Here is a 19709-nt window from a genome sequence, read left to right as displayed (position 1 = left end):
AGTAGAGTTTTTTGTTATCTTTGTTCGCTGTTCTAATAAATTAAAAAAGTACATGGGTTTAGTTACCGCGAAAGAAGTTGCAAAGGCAATAAATGTTGATAAGTACGGAGTTTTTGGTACTTTTTCAGGCTGGATTCTCATGAAGGTTCTTAAAATATCCACCCTCAATAAAATTTACGATCACAATAAACATTTAGAAGATGTTGCTTTTTTAAACGGTATTTTGGATGAGATGGAAATCAAATTCGAAATTCCTGAAGAAGATTTAAAACGTCTGCCTAAAGATGGTGCCTATATTACCATTTCAAATCATCCCCTTGGAGGAATTGATGGCATTTTATTATTGAAATTAATGCTTGAAAGAGAGCCTAATTTCAAGATTATCGCCAACTTTTTATTGCACAGAATTATCCCGATGAAAAAATACATTATGCCGGTGAATCCTTTTGAAAATCATAAGGATGCGAAATCGAGCGTAATAGGTATTAAAGAAACTTTACGTCATTTAAGTGATGGAAAACCTCTGGGGATTTTTCCTGCCGGAGAAGTTTCGACTTATAAAGATGGTAAATTAGTTGTTGATAAACCTTGGGAAGAAGGTGCAATAAAACTGATCCGAAAAGCAAAAGTTCCGGTTGTACCGATTTATTTTCATGCTAAAAACAGTAAATTATTCTATTGGCTTTCTAAAATCGATGATACTTTGCGTACAGCGAAATTACCTTCTGAACTTCTTACACAAAAAGACCGTGTAATCAAGGTTCGTATCGGCAAACCAATTTCGGTAAACGAACAAAATGAAATCGAATCTTTTGAAGAATACTCAGAGTTTTTAAGAAAGAAAACTTATATGCTTGCCAATCCTTTTGAAAAGGAACACAAATTACTGGATCCCTCTAGTTTAAAGATTTCGAAAGCGCCTAAAAAAATTGTTACTGCTGCCAATGAAGCAAAAATGATTGATGAAGTTCAGGCTTTAAGAAACAGTGACTGCCGTTTACTGCAAAGTAAAAACTATGAAGTATTTTTTGCAAGGGCAAAATCAATTCCGAATATTTTACATGAAATTGGGCGTTTGCGTGAAATTACTTTTCGTGAAGTTGGCGAAGGAACAAATGAATCAATAGATTTGGACCAGTTTGACCAGTACTACCATCACATGTTTTTATGGGATGAGGATACCAAAAAAATTGCCGGTGCTTACCGTATGGGATTAGGTTCTGAAATTTATCCAAAATACGGAATCGAAGGCTTTTATCTGAATGACCTTTTCAGATTTGAACCTGAATTGCACGATATGATGCATAAATCGATTGAAATGGGTCGTGCATTCATCGTTAAGGAATATCAGCAAAAACCAATGCCTTTATTCTTATTATGGAAAGGAATTATTCATACCACTTTACGCTATCCTGAACACAAATATTTATTAGGAGGCGTAAGTATCAGCAACCAGTTCTCTGACTTCTCAAAATCATTAATGATTGAGTTTATGAAGTCAAACTATTACGATCCGTATATTGCCCAATATATCCATCCGAAAAAGGCTTATAAAGTAAAACTGAAAGATGCCGACAAAGACTTTATTTTTGACGAAGCTGAATCAGACCTGAATAAATTTGATAAAATTATTGATGAACTTGAACCTGGAAATTTACGTTTGCCTGTTCTGATTAAAAAATACATCAAACAAAATGCACGCGTAGTTGCTTTTAATGTTGACCCTCTGTTTAATAACGCTGTAGACGGCTTAATGTACATCAGGATTGCAGATATACCGGAAAGCACTATGAAACCGGTTATCGAGGAGTTTCAGATCGAACTCGAGCGTAAATTATCTGAAAAAGAAGATATCAGTTAAGAAAATTTATAAAAAGAAAACCCATTTCAAACGAAATGGGTTTTTTTATGTTTTAGAACCAGCCTTTCTTACCAACCTGATAGGTTTGATAAAAGTCTTCGTCTGTTTTAGTCAGGTAGATAATTCCTTCAACAAAACCAATTAGGCTTCCGAATCCACAAGTAACTAAAGTTACAACTAACTGGATTATCCCTTCCTGAGTATAGCCTAAAATGAATTTATGCACTCCAAATCCACCTAAAACGATACCAAGGATTCCGGCAAGAACTTTTTTGTTTTCTTCTCTACGAGCTGGAGGGTTGTTCCAGTCTTCTGTTTTTGTATTTTCCATTTTTTTAAATATAAATTAATTATTCTTCTACACTTCCAATTTTATTGATTTCGTCAAACTCTTCTTTGGGATCCGGACCATAAGCGTTTGAACCAAAATTCCCTTCTGTACACAATAGAACAAGTATCCATATACCTCCAACAACAGGTATAAAACGAACAAGATAAAACCATCCACTTTTACCAATATCATGCATTCTTCTTACAATTAATGCTAAATATGGTATTAAAATTGCCAAAAAATAAACGCCCATAAAGCTGAAAGATATAAAAAATCCATCTTCAGTATTATCAAAAAACATCCCTAAAAATGATCCTGTGGCGACTATCGCAAAACAAATTAAAATTTGTGCCAGTACAAAATACCAATATTCACTTCTTCTTGCACGACCATTAAAATTTGCATAGTTTTCAAAAACCGTCTTTTTGTACCATTCAATCATAATAAATATTTTTTGTTAATCCTTCTTCATTTAGGATTTTTACTTATTCCCTTTTTTAAAATTTTGTTAAATTTAACGACAATATTAAAAAAAAATAAATTCAAAAACTAATTATAGAAATTAATTTTACAGAAAAAACCTGTTATTAAAACCTAAAGTTAAACTAATTTTTATTTTGAGTACAAAGCCTTTATTTTATCTACAATTACCTGTGCAAGACGCTCATGACTTTCAAATGTCCAGCCTGCAATATGGGGGGTAAGAATGACTTTTTTACCATCTAACAGATACTGAAAAGCTTCCGGAGTATTTTTTTCCTGAAAAAGCGTTTCAAATGACAATTTCTCATACTCCAGCACATCTAGTCCAGCTCCTAAAACCTTCCCACACTTCATTGCTTCAACTAAATCTGCCGTGACGATGTTTTTACCTCTCGATGTGTTTATAATCCAAATAGGCTTTGCAAACGCATTAATGAAATTCAGATCTATCATTTTGTCTGTATCCGGAGTCCAGGGAATATGCAGACTTAAAACATCTGTTTTTTCCTGTAATTCCTGAAGCGAGACCTGTCTTGCATTTTCATCGCCCATGTTATCTGCAATATCATAACACAAGACCTCAACATCAAAACCACGCAATTTTTTAGCAAAGGCTTTTCCCATGTTTCCGTATCCGATAATCCCAACCGTTTTCCCGTCAAGTTCATGTCCGCGGTTGCTTTCCCGGTTCCATGCTCCTGAACGAATTTCACTATCTGCCTGATTTAGTTTATTAAAAAGAGACAAAATCATTCCTAATGTGTGTTCTGCAACAGCGTTGCAATTACCTTCCGGAGCGGCAATCAAATTGATATCTTTATCCAGAGCGTAGTCACAATCAATGCTTTCCAGGCCTGCTCCTACTCTGGCAATGAACTGCAAATTGACAGCTTTGTCTAAAAATGTTTTGTCAATTTTAAAACGACTTCGGATAATGATTCCATTATAATCCTGAATTTTAGCTTCGATTTCTTCCTTTGACGATGTAAAATCGGCATGATTTTCAAAACCCGCTTCTTCTAATTGCTGCCAGAGAATCGGATGATTGCTGTCGATATGTAGAATTTTTATACTCATCATTTTTTAAATTTAGTAAAACAAAAATACAGTTTATTCTTTATTTCTGAGTTTCGATGACACCAAACAAAACAACTAAGTTTTTTATTGCCGTGATTTTTTTTAACTTTGAAAATAGCACAAGAAAAAACAGCACAATTACTGTAAGTATAAATTTTTCTCAATGAAATTAACCAAAACTTTTAAAGCCTTTATCGAAAGTGAAAAATCAGGAGGCTTGTTGTTGCTTTTTGTTACGATTATTTCACTTACGCTTGCCAATTCATCATTTCAGACAACCTATCTCTCAATTTGGGAAAAAGATCTCGGAGGACATTCCATTACACATTGGATCAATGACGGGCTCATGACTATTTTCTTTTTACTGATTGGTTTAGAATTAGAACGGGAAGTTTATCATGGGGAACTTTCTAACATAAAAAATGCCGCTTTGCCAATCATGGCAGCTTTAGGCGGAATGCTCATTCCTGCCGGGATTTTTATATCACTGAATCATGGTGCTGTAACGAAAAACGGCGCCGGGATTCCGATGGCTACAGATATTGCTTTTGCTATTGGTATTTTATCACTTTTAGGAAACAGAGTTCCGGCATCGCTAAAAATATTTCTTACTGCTTTGGCAGTAATTGATGATTTGGGTGCAATCATTGTCATAGCCATATTTTATACCAATTCTGTTTCGTTTGTAAACCTAGCTATTGCTTTGGGAATCTGGGGATTGTTATTTATTTTCAACAGAAAGAAAATCCATAATCCGATTCCATATCTGATTGGCGGAGTCGCTATGTGGTATTTTATGCTAAATTCGGGAATTCATGCTACAATTACAGGAGTTATACTTGCTTTTGTAATTCCTTTTGGGGATGGCGGCGAAAAATCAGTATCTTATAAAATACAGCATTTTCTGCATAAGCCAGTTGCTTTTTTAATACTTCCTTTGTTTGCGCTTGCCAATACAGCCATAATGATTGATTCCGGCTGGCATCAGGGGCTGACTCAGCCACATACTTTAGGCATTATTTTAGGCCTCTTTATAGGGAAGCCTCTTGGAATCACACTTTTCGCCTCTATTGGGGTAACAGCAGGATTATGCTCTTTACCGAAAAACCTGAAATGGGCTCATATTGCAGGTGCCGGAATGCTTGCAGGAATCGGTTTTACGATGTCGATTTTCATTACTTTTTTAGCTTTTAAGAATCCTGAAACAATACTTTTTTCTAAAATTGCAATTTTGATTGCTTCTGTGCTTTCGGGAATTTTCGGATTTGTCTACTTAAATTATATTTTATCTAAAAAACAAAATTCCAAACTCCAGCGATAAGTTGGAATTTGGAATTTCAGCCTTTTGATATTTTTTTTATTTTAATAGCCCTTTAATCTGTTTCAAAGAAGTTTTAATTCCTTTAATTAAAGACGAACTGAAACCGTTGTGTTCCATTTCATTAAGACCAACAATTGTACAGCCCTGAGGTGTTGTAACACGGTCGATTAATTGTTCCGGATGTACTTTTTCTTCTAATAACATTTTCGCGGCTCCTTTTGCGGTTTGAGCAGCAATAGCCAAAGCTGTCTGAGAATCAAATCCAATTTCGATTCCGGCCTGCATTGAAGCACGAATATATCTTAAAGCGTAAGCTGTTCCGCAGGCACCTAAAACAGTTGCTGCGTCCATTAATTTTTCATCAATAACCGGAGCAGTTCCTAAATCCTGAAATAAATTTACGATTGGCAAAGCCTGCTCCCTATCCTTTTCAGGAAAAGAAATACAAGTAGCTGACTCACCAAATTGTGCTGCGATATTCGGCATGATTCTTACTACCGGATATTCATTATTCGTTTTTGACTGAAGCATTTCCAAAGATAAGCCACTAACTGCTGATGCAATGGTTTTTCCTGAAATCACTGGTAAAATCTCTGCCAGAACAGTATCTACCTGATACGGTTTTATGGTCAGGATTATCACATCAGCTTCCTGAATATTCTGTTTGTTATCTGAAGAAACGGTAATTCCTAATTCTGTTAAATACTGAATACTTGCTGTATTTCTTCTTGTAACAGTTACTTTATGGTTTTGAGAAAATTTTGCAATTCCCAAGGCAACAGAAACCCCAAGGTTTCCTCCTCCTATTATATGTACTTTCATGCTTATTTATTGCTGATTAATAGCGTATTTTTCAAGCCACAAATTACACAGATTTTAAGGATCTTAAATCACTCCATTCTGTTAATTTGTTGCAAAACTTAGAAACCAAGAATCAATTTGGCTACTCCGAAATAGAGCATAATTCCAAAAACATCATTGGTAGTAGTAATAAATGGTCCCGTAGCAATTGCAGGATCAATTTTGTTTTTATGCAAAAAGAGCGGTACCAGAGTTCCTAATGTTGCAGCAAATAATATTACTACAATCATCGAAATTGAAATTGCCAGTCCAACTAAATACTGTTGGTACATAATCGAATGATACCCCAGTAAAAGCAATGAAATAATACTTCCGGATATCATAGAAACACTAATTTCTTTACTAAAATATCCTCTGCTAAAATCTTTTAAAGTACCATTTGCTAAACCCTGAACCACGATTGCCGATGCCTGAACACCAATATTTCCGGCCGTTGCAGAAAGCAGAGGCACGAAAATGATTAAAGTTGAATATTTTTGGAATGTCTGTTCATTTCCCTTCAAAACAAAAGAAGCCACGATTTCGATAACCATACCAATTAAAAGCCATGGTAATCGTGCTTTTGTCAATTCTAAAACGCTGTCATTTGATTCAACGTCCTGCGTAATACCAGCAGCTAACTGATAATCCTTATCAGCTTCATCCTTAATTACATCTACAATATCATCGATTGTAATTCTCCCCACTAAACGTCCCAGTTCATCTACAACCGGAATTGCTTCCAAATCGTATTTTTGCATGATACGCGCTACCTCAACATCTTCAGTATCTACGTTGACAAAATTCAGTTTTCGGATATAAACATCACCAATTTGTGTTTTGGTCGATGAAGTCAGTAAATCTTTTAGAGACAATCTTCCTTTTAAGCGATTCTCATCATCGACTACATAAATCGAATGTACCCTGGATACGTTTTCGGCCTGGATGCGCATTTCTTTCACACAGGTCAGCACATTCCAGTTTTCGTTTACTTTTACGAGCTCTTTACCCATCAAACCTCCGGCAGAATTTTCGTCGTAGCGCAACAAATCGACAATGTCTTTTGCGTGTTCAACGTCAATTAATTCCGAGATTACCTCAGCTTTAATTTCCTGTGAAAGTTCTGCAATGATATCTGCCGCATCATTTGTTTCGAGCTCATCAAGCTCTTCGGCAATTTCTTTTGGTGAAAGTCGGCTTAAGATATTCTCACGAAGGTCATCTTCTAATTCGAGAAGAATCTCAGCGGTTTTATCACTATCTAAGACCTTAAAAATATAAGTTGCATCGTCAAAATCCAGTTCATCAAGGATCTCGGCGATATCAGCGTGGTGCAAATCGTTCAATAAAACTTCAAGTTCATTGTCGTTTTTATTTACAATATGCTCTTCTAATTGCTGGATTAATTCTTTGCTAACTTTGAACTCCATCGGCTTCTATTTTTTGAGTCAAAACAATAAACTCATCAACGCTAAGTTGCTCTGGTCGAAGATCAAAGATAGTATCTTCCCGCAAATTATCTGATAAATTTAATGTTTTCAAACTGTTACGTAATGTTTTTCGTCTTTGCTGAAAAGCTGTTTTTACTACAGTAAAGAACAACTTTTCGCCGCACGGAAGACTATAATCTTCCTTTCGGGTCATTTTCATCACACCCGATTTCACCTTGGGCGGAGGAATAAAAACATTTTCGTCAACAGTAAACAAATACTCAGTATCATAGAAAGCCTGTGCCAGTACAGACAGGATTCCGTAGGTTTTTGATCCTTTTTTTTCACAGATTCGCTCTGCAACTTCTTTTTGAAACATTCCTGAAAACTCCGGAATCTGATCTCTGAATTCTAATGTTCTAAAAACAATCTGAGAAGAGATATTATAAGGAAAGTTACCAATTATGGCGAACTGTTTGTTTTCGTAAACCTGATTTATATTGTATTTCAGAAAGTCTTCTGAAATGATTTTATCTTTTAATTTTGGATAGTTGGCATCCAGATAGGCAACAGATTCAGTATCAATCTCGATTACTCGTGTTGTTACCTCTTTGTCAAGTAAATATTTAGTAAGCACACCCATCCCCGGTCCTATTTCTAAAACCTCATCGTATCCCTTTAAACTTAAAGTATCTGCAATTGCTTTTGCGATGCTTTCGTCTTTAAGGAAATGCTGTCCTAAATGTTTTTTGGCTTTTACTTTTTCCATTTTCTTTCTTGTTTTGCCACGAGGGCGCAAAAGTATTCTTTTTGCAGCGAAGACTCAAGGGCTCAAAGCTTTATTTTCAAACTTTTTACTAATTAAGACTTAAAGTCGAAATCGTAATGTTCTGAAATAACTTCCAATTCTGTTCTGAAAGAAAGCATTTTGTCTGCAAACAATTCAAGCGCTTCCTTGTCAAATTTAGGCTGATCTTCAAGATAATATTTCTCTAAAGTATCCTTACTGTCTGTTGTGTATTGTACAGAATACGTAACTCCACCCATCTCTTCTTCAACCAGAACTTTTACAATTCGTGCCGAAGAAAACTTATTTGTAGCCAGAATTTGAGGAATATGTTTTTCCTGCATCCAATTTAACCATTGGTCATGAACGCTTTCGTGTATATTGGTGGTAACGTTGTAGATAATCATTTTTTTTAGATTGTTAGATTGGTAGACTTCTTAGATTGTTAGACTTCTAATGGTCTAACCTTCTATTAATCCAAAGTCTATTTTATAAATTTTTGTCACCTCTTAACTCCCGGTATTTTTTTCTTGCATCAACAAAGTAAATACTGTCCTGATGATTAAAAATTACCTTCTCATACAAAGGTTTTGCCTTTTCTGTTTCTTTCAGTTCATCATTGTAAATTTCTGCTGCAAAGAACAGTGCTTCGTCTACATAAATTCCATCGCTATGATGGTCAATCACTTGCTGGTATTGGCTTAAAGCCGAATTATAATCTTTTAAACTTTCATAGATTTTACCTAAACGCAACATTGTTACAGCTTCGATTTCCTGTCCTTTAAAAGACTTTAAAATGTTCTGAAACTGTTCGATCGCTTCTGGTTTTTTATTCTGATAAAGCAAAAAATCGCCTTTTGCAAATTGTTTTAAAGCGGTTTGTGTCGAATCGGCAACGGTGTTGTCATTGATCAGTAAAAAATATTCCAGGGCATCATTTGCTATTAATTGTGTATTAGCCGACTTTAATTCTTTGAATTGTTTTAAAGCCCACTCAAAATCGGTTTTAAAATAACTTGTTTTAGCTGCTTTTAAACTTGCTTCGTGCGACATGACATCATTCTTTAAATCCAGCTGAATCTGCGAATAGTAAATTAAAGCCTGATTGAATTTTTCTTCCAAAAGCAGAATATCACCCAGTTCCATTTTTGCATCGGCTTTCTGATACTCATTTAAATTAAGCTCTAAAGCTTTTTTTATAACTGCCTTGCCTTCTTCTGTCTTTTTTAAATTAAACGCCAGAAAATGTGCCTGAATTATTTGCAAAGATAAGGTAAAAGAACTTACTCCATAAGTTGCAAGCAAATGTTCCAACTCAGCACTAATTAAGGGATACTCTGTTTCAGATGCTTTATCAATTTTAATCTGCATCAGACTCGCATTCGTACGGATCAGCAAATCCTGATCTTTCGTATTCTGCAGAATAAAATTTAAAATTTCTGCAGCTGTTTCAGTATCATCTTCATTTAGTGCAAACTGACTTAAATTTACAATGCTTATTAAAGATTCCGGTTCACGTTTGTAAATTGCTTTTTCCTGAATAAAAGCTTTTGCGAATTCTTTTTGCTGCACATAAAACCAGCTCAGATAATGATTCCAGAATACATCCTGATTTTGTTGTGTTTTCAGGATTAAGGCTTTTCGCATTGCATCTTTAAATGCTGTACTGTCGCTTTCACCGTTCATGAAACGCGATAACTGAGTCTGGATTAGATTGGTGTTTTGAGGATTTTTAAAAGATTCTGTCAGCAAAAGATCAATCATCAGATCGGTTTTGCCCAGTTGTCCGTACAACATTCCAATTTGAAAATTAAAATTGTAATTGGGCTGAATCGTCATCGCTGTCTGATAGGCTTTCAGAGCATATTCCAACAATACTTTTTTCTCGAATGAATTTGCGGTACCGTAAACATCATTCGGATTGGTTTTGATTTTTTCGATTGCCTGATCGTAATAATTTTTGGCTTTTGATTCGTTTTTCTGTAACTGAAAATTATAGCCCAATTCAACCAAAAAAACACCTTGCTTATATCTATTGTATCTTTCCTGAATGGCTTTTTCAGCATTAGTAAATTGCTGCAGTTGCTGATAGCATTCGACTGTTCTTAAAAAATACTGGGTATTGGATGGTGAAGCATTTAAAAGCTGTTCATAACTGATTTTGGCTTTTTCGAAATCACCTTTATCGTAGTAATATTGAGCTAATTGCTCATTTTGGGAAAAGGTAAAGGAAGACCACAACAAAACGATATAGATACAGATGTTTTTCATATTCAGTTTTTAATGTGGGATTTCAACAATTAAGAAACCTAACAGATTTTTAAAACCTGTTAGGTTTATCTCTAAATTACTAAATTTAGTTTATAATATCAAATCCACAGTATGGACGTAAAACTTCCGGGATTAAGATTCCTTCCGGTGTTTGGTAATTTTCTAAAATTCCCGCCAAAACTCTTGGTAAGGCCAATGAACTTCCGTTTAATGTGTGCGCCAGTTGGTTTTTTCCGTCTTTGTCTTTGAAACGTAATTTCAGTCGGTTTGCCTGAAACGTTTCGAAGTTAGAAACAGAACTAATCTCTAACCAACGATCCTGTGCCGTAGAAAACACTTCAAAATCATACGTTAAAGCTGAAGTGAAACCCATATCGCCACCGCAAAGACGTAAAATTCTGTATGGCAACTTTAATTCCTTCAAAATGTTTTTTACATGTTCTACCATTCCGTCAAGAGCTTCATAGGATTTTTCAGGATGTTCGACACGTACAATTTCTACTTTATCGAATTGGTGCAAACGGTTTAATCCTCTTACATGCGCTCCGTATGAACCTGCTTCACGACGGAAACATGGCGTATAAGCAGTGTGCAGAATTGGAAGATCACTTTCGTTTAAGATCACATCGCGGAATAAATTCGTAACCGGAACCTCAGCAGTCGGAATCAAGTACAAATCATCAACAGTTGCATGATACATTTGACCTTCCTTGTCTGGTAATTGTCCCGTTCCATAGCCTGAAGCTTCATTTACCAAGTGCGGAACCTGAACTTCGTTGTAACCCGCAGCTGTATTTTTATCTAAAAAATAATTGATTAAAGCACGCTGCAAACGGGCTCCCTTTCCTTTATAAACCGGAAAACCTGCTCCTGTAATTTTTACACCCAGTTCAAAGTCGATGATATCGTATTTTTTTACCAGTTCCCAGTGAGGCTGTGCGCCTTCATGCAAAACCGGAATATCACCTTCTTCAAAAACATTCAGATTATCATCAGGTGTTTTTCCTTCAGAAACGATATCTGCCGGAAGATTTGGTAAGGTGTACAATTTATTGGTAAGTTCTGCTGCTAAAGCTTCGGCTTTTTCGCCTAGTTCTTTGCTTCTTTCTTTTAATGAAACCGTTTTTTCTTTTAAGATTGCTGCTTTAGCTTTCTCGCCAGCCTTCATTAATTCGCCTATGTCTTTGGACAATTTATTAGATTCAGATAAAGTGTTGTCTAATTCTACCTGAGCTGCACGACGGTTTTCGTCTAGTTGCACCACCTCTTCCACAACGCTTTTAGCATCGATATTTCGTTTTGCTAAAGCCTTGATTACTTTCTCCTGATTTTCTCTAATAAATGCGATTTGTAACATAGCTTGTTTTTTATAACTATTGTATTTTTATAACGGAAGCAAATTTAAGGAAATGTTTCCTAAGATTACGACAAAGTTTTAGGGGAAAATGAGTTTAAAAAAGTTGTTTCGCAAAGTTACACGAAGTTTAAGCAGAGACTCGCAAAGCTTTACCAGGAAAGCTAAATTAATTATTATCACAAAAGGCGATAAAAACTACTAAAAGTGCTTTTTATTTTTGCATAGCTTTGAACTGATCATAACGATTTTTTACACTTTTATACTCTGTACTATCTGTTTTTTCAGTTTTAAAATCTATTTTTTTCAGCTCCGATTTCAATTGTTCAATATTACTGTTTTCATAAATATTGATCTTTCTGCTTTTGCTGATTCCTTCATTTTCATTTTTGAAATAATTGATTTTTTCTATTAGTGCAGCATAAGGGTCTTCCTTTTTTCGTTCATCTTTATAAATCAAAATATCCTTGCCCTCAATTATTTCGGCAAACAATAACTTTTCATTTTCATAATAACTAAAATCAAGATCCATAAATTTATCGTACTTGTATTTTACGCTAATTTTAGTTTCGTTCTTCGTTTTATATCTTTTAACTTTTACTTCTCCGTTACTATCTTTTTTCTCAGATTCTGATTCAAATTTTGCTTCAGTATCTATTCTTTTTATATCTTTTTCTACATTTTCAACCCAGTCAGACTGAATTAAAAGAAACATGGATAACATTAAAAAGTATTTCATCTCACAAAAGTTTAAAATTTATAAAAATTTATTTCACAGCTATTTAATCTTAAACATTTATTGCTTAATAAGTTTGAATGTTTCCGTTACGGCTTCACTGGAAACTTTAAGAATATAAAATCCGGAAGCCAGACTGGAAACATCAATAGTCCCGTTGGTGGTATTTCCGTTTAAAACCGGATTTGATTCAAAATCAAACAATGCATAGCTGAATTTTTGGGTACTAAAATTTTCTACTGATATTGAAGAAACAGCCGGATTAGGGAAAACAAAAGGTTTTTTCTTCTGGAATATTTCATCAGGCACAATATTATTACAGGCACTTTCTAATAAGGAGTCCAAATCGTTTTCATTAAAAATTAAGCTGTAATTCAGTTCTTTTGCTTTTTGAAACAACTCACATGCTTCTTTGTATTTTTTCTGGTCCAGATAAATAATTCCAAGGTTTTTGAGAGCATAGGTGTTTTTTTTATCCATTTCCAATACTCCCTTAAGATCCTTAATTCCTTTTTCGGAATCTCCTAATTTGTGGTAAAGCAAGCCTCGGGTTGTTTTTAAATCCCTTCCTCCGTAGCCTGAAGAATGTTCTATAATTGTTTTTTCTTTTGTAAATGCTACGTTGATATTCTCCATTGCCTTTTCATATTGCCCAAGATCAGAATACAATTTGGCTATTCCCCATCTGGCATGACCATGTTCCGGTTTTTCTTTTATTATTTTTTCTAAATAATAAAGTGCCAGATCATTCTGTTTTCTGTTTTGGAGACAATTGGCAAAATTGTATAAAATCCGGTAGTCATTAGGAGCAGAAACCATCGCTTTATTAAAATAATGAAAAGCATGGTTCTCCATTTCAAAACTCATGTATAAATTGCCCAGAAGATCATAAATATTACTTTTGAATTTCTCTCTTTTTGTTTTTACAGAATCCGGTATTATTGTAGCTTTTTTAGAAATTTTATCCATCAGGAATTCTACCCTTTTTAAATCTTCAATTGCAAGAGAAATATTTCCAAGACGAGCCCTTAAATTCCCTCTTTTAGCAATATCTACAATTTTATCCGGATTATAATTGGTTTTTACATTTAGCTTGGCAAGCCGTTCAAGTATTTTTTTCATTGTTTCTTCACTGTCTTTATTAAAAGGCAGTTTATGATCTGTCCTGCTCACCAGTATGCCGTGCAAAAAGTCCCATGTTACACGTTTTTCTCCCTGCATGTCATATTGATAGCAATTGGAATTTTTAAGGCCCTTTTCGTCATAATAAAAAACTTCATTTAATTTTCCGTTAGAATGATAAGTCTTCATACTGTCTCTTTTTTTATCAGAGCCATACCAAATTTCTACAGATGTTACCTTATCGTCGTAAAAATAACGGGTGACCTTATTTGCAGTTTCCTTGTTAGACTGTGCGTACAATAAGACCGGAAAAAAAAGTAAAACAAGTATTTTTGTATGCATAATGTTATTTGGATAGAGTAAATGAATGGTTCTTAACTTTTAATTATAATCCAGAAACCTGTATCTGTCATCTTCTTTAAAAATGTAAGCATGACCATTGTATTTTAGTCTTTCTGATTCTTTTTTTACTTTGATACTTGACTTTTCTGCAGTACCAGTTTCTTCATCTGCCTCTACAGCAACTTCATACAAAAAGTTTTTTGAAACAATTAAATCCCGGAAACCATTTGTTTCTTCATTAGAAATTATCAAACCTGTTTCTAAAGTCTCCAATTCAAAAGAGCTGCGTCCGTTTGAGTCTCCCTGGGTTTTTCTGATTGGATATTCGTACAACAGTTTTTTAATTTTATTGTTTACTAATGCTAAAATCGTAAATTTTTGCTGAGAATATAAACTTACGCGGCTGCCTGAAGCTTCCTCGGTATAAAATGCAACAGCTGCTGTATTTTCGTTTAACTGAATTAAATCTTTAAGAATATACGTTTTCGAAAACTTCATTCCTTCATTTTCATTATAACTCAGATTAAAATCTGTTTGCTCATCAATAATTTTCCCGTCTGATTTATTGACAAAGAAGTATTTTCTTTCGAAATAATCACCCAAATCATATTCTTCTGCTTCTTTACCGTGCTCATCCGTATTAACCAGATAAGTGATTACAAAAAAGGCAATTTCATCATTATAACTAACAGAAGTTGTTTCGCTAATTCTTAAGTCTGAATATCTGATATTTAGATTTATTACAGCTTTTTTTAAGAGATCAAAATCCATTTCATCAGATAACATAATGTTGTCATTGTCTTTAAAAACCAATTTTTCGACTGGTTTCTGTCTTAGATTTTCAGCCTGAATGGGCTCTGATAAAGCGATTTTTTCATCAATGACTTGTCCTTTACTGTTATGACAGGAGCTCAAAAGTAAAAATGTACCGATGAGAATTAAGTAGGCATTAATTTTCATTGTTTTTAGATTTTATTGTTAGGGGCTTTCAAATATAAAATATTCTTACTAAGCTTTTTAAATAAAACCTGATAAATTGATTTTTTAGAACTACTTATGCTCAGTCAGTAAATCTTTTAATTCAGTTCTTTTTAGAAAAACTGCCAAACGACCGGACAGCAATAGCATTTCTCTTTCTTCAGGAGTGATTTTTAATTTGGTTTCAACATGAGAAGCAAATTCATATAAAATCAAAATATTAGCTGCCGTTAATTCATTAAACTTATCACGGGTCAGAGTGGCAAGGATTATTTCTCCGTCTTTATCACGTGTAAAACTAAGTTCGCCAAACTGCTCTGTTAAATCGTGTTTGAATTTTTCGTAGAACTTTAACCAGTTATCATAATCATCGTCTGCCTTTTTCAGTTCGGTGACGATTTTTTCATACGATTCATCTTTTTTCAGCTTCAGCAAATGGTCTTTCAGAGTAGTAAAACCAATTATCTGATAATTTGAAGCGGGCATTTTATATCTTTCAAAGGCATTTTCTATATCTCTTTCAAAAGTCATATATCGGGTTTGAACTGTATACAATGAAGTTGTTTCAAGTAATGAAATCAATTTTATTTTTTCATCATTTATATAAGGCTCTTTTTTCCCCTGTCCCAGACAATCAATAAAAAGTGCTTTTTTGTTTTTATTATTTACTTTAGAATCATCATGAAGGAGTTCCAATAAAGTTTTGTAGCCCGTATTATCTGAAGCACCACCATCAACAACACACAATATTTTATCCTGCCCCTTGATTCCGAATTTCGTTTTTGGAAGCACACCCGGAAAAGCAGAGCTTGCTGTTATGCCGTATGTAAGCGGAAAATCATAACCGTCGTTTACCTGATTTTCGTCTAAACAAATCGAAGCTTTATTGGGAGCCAGGGACGAGTTTATATTCAAACCCCGAATGACATGAGGCATAAATGCAATTCGTTCTCCGTTGTTATACGCAGTTCCGTTGGCAACCATCATAGGTAAATAAGGAATTTGGCTGCTTTCTTTGGAAACAAAAAAATCAGACAAAAGCATTTGAGTGTTGCATCTATCAGGATTGTCAGGATTCGTGCTGTCATATTGCAGTACCTCCAGATCCAATTGTTGGCTCATGGATATTTTATCACCCTTTTCATTTTTGCTGTTATTCAGAAGTGATAAAATACTGGCCGATTTATTCACATAATCCTTGTAAGCATCGGCTTTAGAAAAGTAAAAATCATTAAAAGACTGATGATTCTTATACAATTTATTTTTCAGGATGGTTAGATAATACCCTGCAGAATAACAGCCTCCCGACACTGTCGAGAAATAATCGATTTCATTTAAAAAATTACGCTGAGAATGGTCTTCTCTGATTTCCTCCAGCCCCAACAGCACGCCCATACTAAAAAACTGCGCTCTGGAACCTCCGCCGGAAATCGCAACTCCTAAAGCAATATTGGGATTTTGGAAGCTTTTATCGCGTTCCTGAACCGATTTATACTCATTTAAAGAAACAGGCGGAATCGAATTGTAGTTAATCTCAGAAAAAAGACTGATCTTATTTTGGGAAAATCCGAATTGAAAACTTAGAAAGCATACAATCAGGAAAATCTTGCAATATCTGTATTTCATTTTAGCTTTTTTTAATAACTAATTCACTGAAAGCGAATTTACAAGAAAGTTGATTACAATAAAAACAAGACTAATCGAAATATATGAAAACTAAGCACGCTTAATTTCATGCCCAACAAATTCTTCTAAAACTGAAAATATCTCATCAACCGGAAGCACTTCAAAATCAGGGTGGTTTTTCAGGAAATCCGCGTTTAACGCAACCAGATTTTCATCTAATTCAAAAAATGCATTGTTGTTCAGCAAATCCCTTGTTGGATTAACCCCTTCAAACTTTCCGTTTAAAAATTTACCAATTTTCACACTGCTGAGTAATTTTACCCTTTTGGCCTGCGCCTGAAATAATTCTAAATGTTTTTCGGCACCAATCAGGGCAAGGCCTTCTTCGATAAGTTCGTTAAGTTCTTTATTCCATCGGGAATCGTATACAAATTTTGCAAAATTCTCTTCAGTATATTTTGAATTATAATAATCCAGATAATAACTCATCAAAGCATCTTCGTGAATAAATTCGTCATCAATCCCTTCTTCACGCATTAAATTGATCACCGAAATGTTTGAATTAATGACATCCTGCGGATTTTCACTATTCATTGCTGTTTCAGAAACGATTATTCTTCCGAATTCTTCCATCTTGATTTGTTTAGGGATTGTTTTGCACAATCTGATTTATATGACACTATCGTTATTGTTCTTTTTTTCATTCATTTTTGCAACCAAAGCTTTCAAACGCAAGGCACGTTCTCTTTTCTCCTCCTGAAGTTTTGCTTTTTTCCGGTTTAGCAATTTGGTATGCAACGCCTTGTTTTTAGTATTTTTTTCAGGTCCTTTTGCCATGATCAAATTGTTTTTGCAAATTTCGGACAAATAATAATATGAATGGTAATCTTTTTTTGGGCGTTTCCCTCCGGGTCGGGCTTTCGGCTATATCTTTTGCATTGCTTCGCCTGCAAAAGGATACCGCCTCTATCCCTAACGCAGTCCCGCATTTATACAGAAATATGTTTTGTGAGATTATTTTGAAGTAAAAAGAGTATTTTTAGGACTCAAAAAATCAGTATGAAAAAAACATTCCTCCTATTAATAAGTTTATTGGTGTTAAACGCTTTTTCACAACAAAAAAGACTTTGGGCAAAATCAGTAATCAACCAAAAAGCACCAAAACTGGTTGTAGAAAAATGGCTTTCCGACAAACCGGATACGAAAGGAAAATTTGTCCTGATTGATTTTTGGGCGACCTGGTGCGGCCCATGCAAAAGAGCGATCCCGGAATTAAACCATTTCAAAACAGAATTTGAAAATGACCTGATTGTTATTGGTATCAGCGACGAAACAAAAGAAGTTGTAAATGCTCTCCCAACTCCTAAAATTGAATATTACAGCGCCATAGATACCAAAAGAACAATGTATAATACACTCTAAGTCCAGGGAATTCCGCATTGCATTTTGATAGATCCGGATGGTATTGTTCGTTGGGAAGGTTTACCCTATCCTGACTGGCTTTGAACTTACATCGGATTTGATAAAAGACATTATTACGAAATATAAAAAATGAAACCAACCTTCTTCCCTACTCAGGACAAATTCAGAATATGGCTTGAAAAGCATCACCAGACCGAAACCGAACTTTTAGTTGGTTTCTATAAAGTAAAAAGCAAAAAACCAACTATGTCCTGGTCAGAATCTGTAGATCAGGCACTTTGTTTTGGCTGGATCGACGGCATTCGAAAAACCATTGACGAAGAAAGTTATTCCATTCGCTTTACACCGAGAAAAAAAACCAGCATCTGGAGCGCCATCAACATCAAAAAAGTCGAGGAACTTACCAAAGCCGGACTGATGACTGAAGCCGGTCTAAAAGCTTACGAATTCAGATCAGAAGAACGTTCCCGAATTTATTCACACGAAAAAGAAGCTTATATTCTCGATCCCGAATTTGAAAAACAATTCAAAGCGAACAAAGCTGCCTGGGATTTTTTTGAAAAGCAGGCACCATCCTACAAACGAGTAGTAATTCATGTAATTATGAGTGCCAAACAGGAAAAAACCAGACTTTCGAGATTGGAAAAAGCAATAAACATAAGCGCCGAACAAAAAAGAATGCTTTAATTGACAAACGAACTTTTAATCATAAAGTAATACTAAAATAACACCTGAAAGGTTAGTCTTATAATTAAAATAAAAGAATATACCTTAATTTTATTCCTTCAAAAAAGATTTCAGCTATAAAAAAGGAAAATATGACGGAAAGAAAAGCATTAGAATATTATGTTTTAGATGTATTCTCAAACGAAAGTTACAAAGGAAACCCGCTGTCTGTTGTTTTTACTTCCGGAAATTTAGCACTGGAAACGTATCAGGATATTTCTAAAGAATTTGGTTATTCTGAAACTTCTTTTGTTTACTATTCAAAGGAGCAAAAAGCATTAAACGTCCGTTCATTTACCCCAACCGGAATTGAAATTGACGGTGCCGGACATAATTTATTGGGTGCAGTCTGCGGGGCTTTGCTTAAAAAAATGCCCATCTTTGAAGAGCAATCAGAAAATAACCGATTTGTAATCATGAAACATTCACCGATTCCGTTAACGGTAAACTTCGATTCGGTTACTTATGATCCTGTTGTACAAATGCATCAAAAACCGGCTGTCCTCAAAGAAGAAATTCCTACTTATAAATTAGCTGTCGCACTTGGTTTAAAAATCGAAGATTTAGACTGCAATGATTTCGTACCGACGATTGTAAAAACGGAGGTCGCACATATCATGGTTCCGATAAAAAACAGTCAGATTTTAAACAGCATCGTTCCGGATCACAAGCTTTTAATCGAAATTTCAAAAGAATACCAATCTGAAGGATTTTATTGTTTTACTACTTCAAACCAAAATGACGGCAACATCGCCGAAGCCAGATTCTTCAATCCCGTAATCGGAATTTATGAGGATCCCGCTACGGGAACTGCAGCCGGACCACTAATTGGTTTTTTGGCTTCTAAAAAACAGGCAAAACTAAACACCGAATATAAAATTTTGCAGGGGGTAAAATTAAATCAGCCTTCAATTATCGAAGTGATGAATCGCGAAAATGATATTTTGGTTGGTGGTTCTTCGATTATTACAATGAAAGGAGAATTATATATTTAATATCGAA

Annotated in this window: 20 protein-coding genes; 5 read left to right on the top strand and 15 right to left on the bottom strand. The window is 34.7% G+C overall.

From position 1 onward, the window contains the following. The first annotated feature begins 52 nt into the window (after nucleotides 1–52). Nucleotides 53–1861, top strand: a complete 1809-nt coding sequence (locus GXM16_RS20335; protein ID WP_163396331.1) for a GNAT family N-acyltransferase — start codon at nucleotides 53–55, stop codon at nucleotides 1859–1861. Between the two features lie 52 nt (nucleotides 1862–1913). On the opposite strand, the gene GXM16_RS20330 is transcribed toward GXM16_RS20335, so the two are convergent. From GXM16_RS20330 to GXM16_RS20320, 3 genes are all read right to left on the bottom strand, one after another. Further along, nucleotides 1914–2192, bottom strand: coding sequence for a TM2 domain-containing protein (locus GXM16_RS20330; protein ID WP_163396330.1), 279 nt, complete (start codon nucleotides 2190–2192; stop codon nucleotides 1914–1916). Between the two features lie 19 nt (nucleotides 2193–2211). Beyond that, nucleotides 2212–2634 carry a DUF805 domain-containing protein gene (locus GXM16_RS20325; RefSeq protein ID WP_163396329.1) on the bottom strand — a complete coding sequence of 141 codons (423 nt, stop codon included), beginning with the start codon at nucleotides 2632–2634 and terminating at the stop codon, nucleotides 2212–2214. Between the two features lie 170 nt (nucleotides 2635–2804). After that, complete coding sequence (locus tag GXM16_RS20320; RefSeq protein WP_163396359.1) at nucleotides 2805–3752, bottom strand: 2-hydroxyacid dehydrogenase; 948 nt, start codon at nucleotides 3750–3752, stop codon at nucleotides 2805–2807. A 163-nt stretch (nucleotides 3753–3915) separates the two neighbouring features. Between GXM16_RS20320 and nhaA the strand changes: the two genes are divergently transcribed. Next, nucleotides 3916–5073 carry a Na+/H+ antiporter NhaA gene (nhaA, locus tag GXM16_RS20315; protein WP_163396328.1) on the top strand — a complete coding sequence of 386 codons (1158 nt, stop codon included), beginning with the start codon at nucleotides 3916–3918 and terminating at the stop codon, nucleotides 5071–5073. 36 nt (nucleotides 5074–5109) lie between these two features. On the opposite strand, the gene proC is transcribed toward nhaA, so the two are convergent. From proC to GXM16_RS22700, 12 genes are all read right to left on the bottom strand, one after another. Further along, entirely contained in the window at nucleotides 5110–5895 is a 786-nt protein-coding gene (proC, locus tag GXM16_RS20310) for a pyrroline-5-carboxylate reductase (RefSeq protein WP_163396327.1), read from the bottom strand. 98 nt (nucleotides 5896–5993) lie between these two features. Then, on the bottom strand, nucleotides 5994–7343 hold the full coding sequence (gene mgtE, locus GXM16_RS20305; protein ID WP_163396326.1) for a magnesium transporter: 1350 nt from the start codon (nucleotides 7341–7343) through the stop codon (nucleotides 5994–5996). Beyond that, entirely contained in the window at nucleotides 7327–8112 is a 786-nt protein-coding gene (gene rsmA, locus GXM16_RS20300) for a 16S rRNA (adenine(1518)-N(6)/adenine(1519)-N(6))-dimethyltransferase RsmA (RefSeq protein ID WP_163396325.1), read from the bottom strand. Before rsmA ends, mgtE begins: the two co-directional genes overlap by 17 nt. A 92-nt stretch (nucleotides 8113–8204) precedes the next feature. Continuing rightward, nucleotides 8205–8537, bottom strand: coding sequence for a DUF4286 family protein (locus GXM16_RS20295; RefSeq protein ID WP_163396324.1), 333 nt, complete (start codon nucleotides 8535–8537; stop codon nucleotides 8205–8207). An 82-nt stretch (nucleotides 8538–8619) separates the two neighbouring features. Then, nucleotides 8620–10401 (bottom strand): tetratricopeptide repeat protein, encoded by a 1782-nt coding sequence (locus GXM16_RS20290; RefSeq protein ID WP_163396323.1) that lies wholly within the window; start codon nucleotides 10399–10401, stop codon nucleotides 8620–8622. 85 nt (nucleotides 10402–10486) lie between these two features. Continuing rightward, complete coding sequence (serS, locus tag GXM16_RS20285; protein WP_163396322.1) at nucleotides 10487–11758, bottom strand: serine--tRNA ligase; 1272 nt, start codon at nucleotides 11756–11758, stop codon at nucleotides 10487–10489. A gap of 211 nt (nucleotides 11759–11969) precedes the next feature. Further along, nucleotides 11970–12494, bottom strand: a complete 525-nt coding sequence (locus GXM16_RS20280; RefSeq protein WP_163396321.1) for a hypothetical protein — start codon at nucleotides 12492–12494, stop codon at nucleotides 11970–11972. A gap of 57 nt (nucleotides 12495–12551) precedes the next feature. Then, the gene (locus GXM16_RS20275) at nucleotides 12552–13955 is read right to left on the bottom strand and encodes a tetratricopeptide repeat protein (RefSeq protein WP_163396320.1); all 1404 of its coding nucleotides are present in this window, start codon (nucleotides 13953–13955) and stop codon (nucleotides 12552–12554) included. A 39-nt stretch (nucleotides 13956–13994) separates the two neighbouring features. Next, entirely contained in the window at nucleotides 13995–14915 is a 921-nt protein-coding gene (locus tag GXM16_RS20270; RefSeq protein ID WP_163396319.1) for a hypothetical protein, read from the bottom strand. A 90-nt stretch (nucleotides 14916–15005) separates the two neighbouring features. Continuing rightward, nucleotides 15006–16559, bottom strand: a complete 1554-nt coding sequence (locus GXM16_RS20265) for a patatin-like phospholipase family protein (RefSeq protein ID WP_163396318.1) — start codon at nucleotides 16557–16559, stop codon at nucleotides 15006–15008. Between the two features lie 90 nt (nucleotides 16560–16649). Next, the gene (locus GXM16_RS20260; RefSeq protein WP_163396317.1) at nucleotides 16650–17192 is read right to left on the bottom strand and encodes a DMP19 family protein; all 543 of its coding nucleotides are present in this window, start codon (nucleotides 17190–17192) and stop codon (nucleotides 16650–16652) included. A 36-nt stretch (nucleotides 17193–17228) separates the two neighbouring features. Next, complete coding sequence (locus GXM16_RS22700; RefSeq protein WP_167519881.1) at nucleotides 17229–17396, bottom strand: hypothetical protein; 168 nt, start codon at nucleotides 17394–17396, stop codon at nucleotides 17229–17231. 222 nt (nucleotides 17397–17618) lie between these two features. Here GXM16_RS22700 and GXM16_RS20255 point away from each other — a divergent pair, with 222 nt between their 5' ends. The 3 genes from GXM16_RS20255 (at nucleotide 17619) to GXM16_RS20245 (ending at nucleotide 19702) form a co-directional block, all read left to right on the top strand. Further along, on the top strand, nucleotides 17619–17981 hold the full coding sequence (locus GXM16_RS20255; protein WP_208797402.1) for a TlpA family protein disulfide reductase: 363 nt from the start codon (nucleotides 17619–17621) through the stop codon (nucleotides 17979–17981). A gap of 129 nt (nucleotides 17982–18110) precedes the next feature. Next, nucleotides 18111–18668, top strand: a complete 558-nt coding sequence (locus tag GXM16_RS20250) for a YdeI/OmpD-associated family protein (protein ID WP_163396316.1) — start codon at nucleotides 18111–18113, stop codon at nucleotides 18666–18668. A 131-nt stretch (nucleotides 18669–18799) separates the two neighbouring features. Then, nucleotides 18800–19702, top strand: a complete 903-nt coding sequence (locus GXM16_RS20245; RefSeq protein WP_163396315.1) for a PhzF family phenazine biosynthesis protein — start codon at nucleotides 18800–18802, stop codon at nucleotides 19700–19702. Nucleotides 19703–19709: the final 7 nt, after the last annotated feature.

It is taken from the genome of Flavobacterium limi (genome assembly GCF_010645075.1).
Classification (GTDB): domain Bacteria; phylum Bacteroidota; class Bacteroidia; order Flavobacteriales; family Flavobacteriaceae; genus Flavobacterium; species Flavobacterium limi.
This window is presented reverse-complemented; position numbering and strand designations above follow the sequence as displayed.